This window comes from Intrasporangium chromatireducens Q5-1, assembly GCF_000576575.1.
Taxonomy (GTDB): domain Bacteria; phylum Actinomycetota; class Actinomycetes; order Actinomycetales; family Dermatophilaceae; genus Intrasporangium_A; species Intrasporangium_A chromatireducens.
Map to the genome: position 1 here is coordinate 1 of NZ_AWQS01000250.1, position 5,361 is coordinate 5,361.

5 protein-coding genes are annotated in these 5,361 nt (G+C 71.2%); 1 reads left to right on the forward strand and 4 read right to left on the reverse strand.

The window, feature by feature from the left end; genetic code table 11:
• Both N864_RS18815 and N864_RS18820 read right to left on the reverse strand, forming a co-directional pair.
• A partial coding sequence (locus N864_RS18815) for a DUF6596 domain-containing protein (protein ID WP_051518796.1) occupies positions 1–894 on the reverse strand: 894 nt, incomplete at its 3' end.
• A 46-nt stretch (positions 895–940) separates the two neighbouring features.
• Entirely contained in the window at positions 941–1,318 is a 378-nt protein-coding gene (locus tag N864_RS18820) for a YciI family protein (RefSeq protein WP_034720794.1), read from the reverse strand.
• A 154-nt stretch (positions 1,319–1,472) separates the two neighbouring features.
• On the opposite strand from N864_RS18820, the gene N864_RS18825 reads away from it, so the two are divergent.
• On the forward strand, positions 1,473–2,498 hold the full coding sequence (locus N864_RS18825; protein WP_034720802.1) for a metallophosphoesterase: 1,026 nt from the start codon (positions 1,473–1,475) through the stop codon (positions 2,496–2,498).
• A gap of 132 nt (positions 2,499–2,630) precedes the next feature.
• On the opposite strand, the gene N864_RS24320 is transcribed toward N864_RS18825, so the two are convergent.
• Together N864_RS24320 and N864_RS25175 are read right to left on the reverse strand one after the other, a co-directional pair.
• A complete protein-coding gene (locus N864_RS24320; RefSeq protein WP_081794036.1) occupies positions 2,631–4,805 on the reverse strand; it encodes an ATP-dependent DNA ligase in 2,175 nt (724 codons plus the stop codon).
• Positions 4,806–4,945: 140 nt separating this feature from the next.
• Positions 4,946–5,361: sigma-70 family RNA polymerase sigma factor family protein (locus N864_RS25175; RefSeq protein WP_034720796.1), on the reverse strand; the 416-nt coding region annotated here is incomplete at its 5' end.

The following is a 5,361-nucleotide window of genomic DNA, read 5'->3' on the forward strand; positions in this document are numbered from 1 at the left end:
GGCCACCAACCGACGAGAGGCCACTTCCCGACGAGGGGCCACGTCGGCGTTTTCCATGGCGAGATAGGCGTCGCTGAGGCCGGCCCGGAGCAGCTGCTGGTCCCAGCGGGAGCGGTCCACCTCGTCGAGGGCGAGCGCTGTCCCCCTCTCGTCGACCCGGCCCGGTCTGCGGGCCAGGCCGAGCCGGATGACCGCGCGCAGGCCGCGGACCTCCGGGTCGTCCGGGCGGGTGGCCACCAGGGCGTGCGCGATGGACAACGCCTGCCGTCCGGTGCCGGCGAAGGCGTCGGCCGGGTCGAGCCAGGTCCGGTGGGCGACGGTGAACAGGCCTGCCACGCAAGCGAGGACGACCGGTAGTCGCCGCTCCCGCTCGGCGGAGTCCGGCACGCGGAAGCTGCCACGCGCCTCACGCAACGTCTTCTTCGCCCGGGTCAGCCGCGCCGCCGCGGCGGTGTCCTGGATGCCCAGGTGCGTCGCGATCTCGGGGATCGTCAGGCCACAGACCACCCGGAGTGCGAGGACCAGCTGGCTGGTCTGGCTCAGCTCGCCGTCACACGCGACGTAGAGCAGGGCGAGCCGGTCGTCGAGCTCGTCACCGCCGGGCAGCCGGTCGTCCGGGTCATGCGTCATGGGGGTCTCGTCCACGTCGGGCCGGGCGAGCTGCGGGACCAGCCGGGCCAGCGTCGCGCGGCGTCGCTGCTCGTCGAGCCAGGCCCGCTTGCCGACCGTCGTGCACCAGGCGGCGAGCGAGTCGATGGGGTGCGGGTGGGCAGCGGCGCGCGCCAGGGACTCAGCGGCATACTCCTCCGCCTCGTCGAGGCTGCCCGTCAGGGCAGCAAGGGCGCGCACGATGCGCGGCCACGCGTCCGCGAACTCGTCCGGGGTCGGCCGCATGCCGCCATTGTGGCCGCGGCCGACCCGGGGTGTCAGCGGAGCGATGTCACGTGCCGGTCGGGAAGACCTTGCGCCACTCGATGCGCCCGCCGGTCGGGACCAACGCGGCGATGCGCTTGGCGAGGTCGGGGTCCTCCGTCTCGACGAGGTAGAAGCCGGTGATGACCTCGGTGGTGTCGGTGAACGGGCCGTCGGTCCAGACCGCGTCCTCGACCTGACGCTCGCCGCGGCCCGGGGTGACCATGCCGCCGTGGCGCGAGTTGTCGAGGGCGGCGCCGCCGACGATGCGGGCACCGAGCTCGGCCACCGCCTTGGCGAAGGCTGCGTGCTCGGCGAACGCGGGCTCCGGGCCACCGGCCTCGGCGATGTGGCTCTCGGGCTCCCAGTCGGGCTCGTGGATCAGGTAGGCGTAGGTGTCGGCCATGGTGACTCCTTGGTGTCGGTCGTGACGGCTCTCGTCACATCCTGCTGACGAACGAGGCGCGATGGAATCGACATCCCCCGCCCGGCGGCCCACGGTCGCTTGTCCTTCACGGCGACGAGGCGCCTCGTTAACCGCGGTGCGAGACAACGGGGTCATGAGAACGCGCATCCTCACCGTCGCGGCCCTCGGGGCCGCCCTCCTCGCGGCTCCGGTCGCCGCAGTCGCCTCCGACGCCCCGGGTCAGCAGAAGGACGGGCACTACTCCTTCGCAGTCATCGGGGACCTGCCCTATGGCAGCGACCAGGTCGCGAAGCTGCCGGCCTGGGTCGACCAGATCAACGCGACGCCTGGGCTCGCCTTCACCGTCCATGTCGGCGACATCAAGAGTGGCTCCTCGACGTGCACGAACGAGTACTTCGACATGGTCAAGACCCAGTTCGACCGCTTCACGATGCCCCTCATCTACACCCCCGGCGACAACGAGTGGACCGACTGCCACCGCACCAACAACGGGACCTACAACCCCCTCGAGCGGCTCGCGACGCTCCGTTCGACCTTCTTCGCCCAGCCCGGGCGAACGCTCGGCGCCGAGCCGATCAAGGTCGACTCCCAGGCCGCCGCCGGGTTCCCGGAGAACGTGTCGCTGCGCCGGCAGGGAGTCGACATCGCCACCCTGCACGTGGTCGGCAGCAACAACGGCCTCCTGCCCTGGCCCGAGCTCGGCTTCACCGCACCCACCGCCGAGCAGGTCAGGGAGGAGCAGGCGCGGGCCGACAACGCTCTCGCCCAGGTGCGGGCGGCCTTTGACTCTGCGCGGCGTCGGCACGACCGCGCGGTTGCGCTCTTCCTGCAGGCGGACATGTTCGACCCGACGTATGACGTCACCTGGGCGGACAACTCCGCGTTCCAGCCACTGGTCGCCGAGCTGGTCAAGCAGGCGAGCAGCTTCGACGGCGAGGTCTACCTGTTCAACGGCGACAGCCACGTCTACAACGCGGACCGCCCGCTCGCGGCGGGCTCGCGCTGGCTGAGCTTCTACGGTGTGGAGGGGTCGGCCGACAACCTGACGCGGGTCACCGTGGACGGCTCGTCCAACAACAAGGACTTCCTCAAGGTCACGGTCACGCGCCCGGGTGCCGATCACGTCCTGTCGTGGGAGCGGGTCCCGTACACCTCGTGACCTTCCGCGCGGAGGACGCGCGCACGAGCGGGAGGTATGCCGCTCACCTCAGCTGGGTGAGCGGCATACCTTCTCGACGGGGTGGGCTGCCACGACGGCGGTCTCGTCCGCGAGGGACATGCCCTCGCACGGCTACTCGGCGCTGAGGACGTCGGCGAGGTCGTACTTCACCGGCTCGTCGAGCTGGGCGAACGTGCACGAGGTCGGGTCGCGGTCGGGGCGCCACCGGACGAACTGGGCCGTGTGCCGGAAGCGCGTGCCCTCCATGTGGTCGTAGCGGACCTCGACGACGAGCTCCGGCCGCAGCGGGATGAAGGACAGGTCCTTCTGGTTGTTCCAGCGGCTGTACTCGGACGAGCGAGGCGTGCGCACGCCCTCCTCGGGCTTGGCCCAGTTCCACGGGTGGTCATCCCACTCCGCGACGAGCGGCTGGAGCTCCTGGAAGAGCTCGCGGCGCCGGGCCATCGGCAGCGCGCCGATGACCCCGACACTGGCGAGGCTGCCGTCGGCGTCATACAGGCCGAGCAGCAGCGAGCCGATCGCCTCGGGGTCGGTCTTGTGGGTCCGGTAGCCGGCGACGACGCAGTCGGCCGTGCGTTCGTGCTTGATCTTGAACATCGTCCGCTTGTCCGGCTCGTAGTGGCCGTCGACGGGTTTGGCGATCACCCCGTCGAGGCCGGCGCCCTCGAACTGCTCGAACCACTCCTCGGCCGTGGCCCGGTCGGTCGTCGCCGGCGTGAGGTGGATCGGGGGCTCGGCCTCGGCCAGGGCCTGCTCCAGCGCGGCACGACGTTCGCGGAACGGCCGGTCGAGGTAGGACTCGCCGCCGAGGGAGAGCAGGTCGAACGCGACGAAGCTCGCCGGGGTCTCGGTCGAGAGCTTGCGGACGCGTGATGCGGCGGGGTGGATCCGCTGCTGGAGCATGTCGAAGTCGAGCCGGTCCCGGTCCTCGGGGCGGACGAGGACGATCTCGCCGTCGATGACGGCCTGGTCCGGGAAGCTCGCCTTGACCGCCTCGACGATCTCCGGGAAGTAGCGGGTCATCGGCTTCTCGTTGCGGCTGCCGATCTCGACCTCGTCGCCGGAGCGGAAGATGATCGAGCGGAAGCCGTCCCACTTCGGCTCGTAGATGACCTCGCCCTTGACGGCGCCGAAGCCCTTGACCGCCTTGGCGAGCATCGGCGGGACCGGCGGCGGCACGGGTCCCCAGACCTTGCGCAGGTCGGCGTCACGCTCGGCCTTCGGCGCCATGTACTCGTGGTCCGCCTTGTCGGTGCGACGCTTGCTCGGCTGGACCCGCGGCGGCTCCCCGGGCATCTTCGGGTAGTCCGGAGGGAAGTTCAGCTCGCCGAGGCCCCGCTCCTCGACGTCCTTGTCCCACAGCGCGATCGCCGCGGCCACGTCACCGACCGCGTCATCGATCCCTGCCCAGGGGTTGCCCCGCTCCGCGACCAGTGCGGGCACGGTCCTGACCGTCAGCGTCGTGGGGTCGAGGTCGCGCAGGTCCTCCCACCGGACGGGCGTCGAGACCGGCGCGCCCGGTAGCGGTCGCGGCGACCAGGCGGAGGCGATCGTCCGGTCGCGACTGGCCTGGTTGAAGTCGACGAAGATGCGCTCGCCGCGCTCCTCCTTCCACCACGAGGTTGTGACGAGGTCGGGCAGGCGGCGCTCGAGCTCACGGGCGATGCCGATGACGCCATGCCGGACGTCGAGGAACTCGTGGGTCGGCGCGATCCGGGCGTAGACGTGGACGCCCCGGTTCCCGCTCGTCTTGGCCCAGGCCGTGAGCCCGATCTCCGCCATCACGTCGCGCAGGGCGAAGGCGGCCTCGACCGCATCGGCGAAGACGCGGCCGGGCTGCGGGTCGAGGTCGATGCGCAGCTCGTCCGGCTTGTCGACGTCGGCGGTGCGAACCGGCCACGGGTGGAAGGTGATCGTGTTCATCTGCACGGCCCAGACGGCCGTCGCGATCTCGTCGATGACGAGCTGCGGATGGCGCCGTCCGGAGGGGTAGGTGACGTTGACGGTGCGCGCGTGGTCCGGCACCCCCTTCGGGGGGTTCTTCGAGAAGAACTCCTCACCCTCGATGCCCTCGGGGAAGCGCTGCAGCGTGACCGGCCGGTCGCCCAGAGCGCCGAGGAGCGGGTCGGCAACGGCGACAATGTAGTTGGCGAGGTCGAGCTTCGTGACCGGCTGCTGGTCGGCCATGCCCGCGCCGGGCCACAGCACCCGCTCCGGACTGGAGACACGCACCTCGCGTGTCCCGTCGGGACCCGGGACCTCGAGCACGGCGGCTTTGTCGCTCACCTCGCCGATCGTAGGCGCAACCGCCGACGGCGGCCCATCGACGAGTGCACTGTCGAGGGGGATTCGTGCACGGTCGATCGGGATTCGTGCACGGTCGATCGGGATTCGCGCACTGTCGACGGGGATTCGTGCACTGTCGATCAGTCGGGGGTGCGGGTGCGGCGCATCGTCTCGATGCTGAACATCGCGAGCCGCTCGGGGTCACCGACGAGGTCGATGGCCGTGATCTGTCCGGTCGCGTCGTCGAGGGTGAACAGGAAGGCGACCTTCGGCACGCCGTGCAGCGACCACAGGGCGGCCGGCGCGCCGTCGACGAACACCCGGCGGGCCGCCTTGGCCGAGCCGCAGAAGAAGTTGGCGAGCTCGGAGCCGCCTGCCAGGGCTGGGGAGCCCATCCCCGCGGCGACCGCGTCGGGGCGCAGCACGGCGTCCGGGTGGAGCAGCTCGACGAGGCGCCCGAGGTCGCCGCCCTGGGCCGCGTCGAGGAACGCCGTGACGACCTCCCGATGGGCCGGGTCGGACGGGGACGGCCCGGCCGGGTCGCCGCCGTGCACCC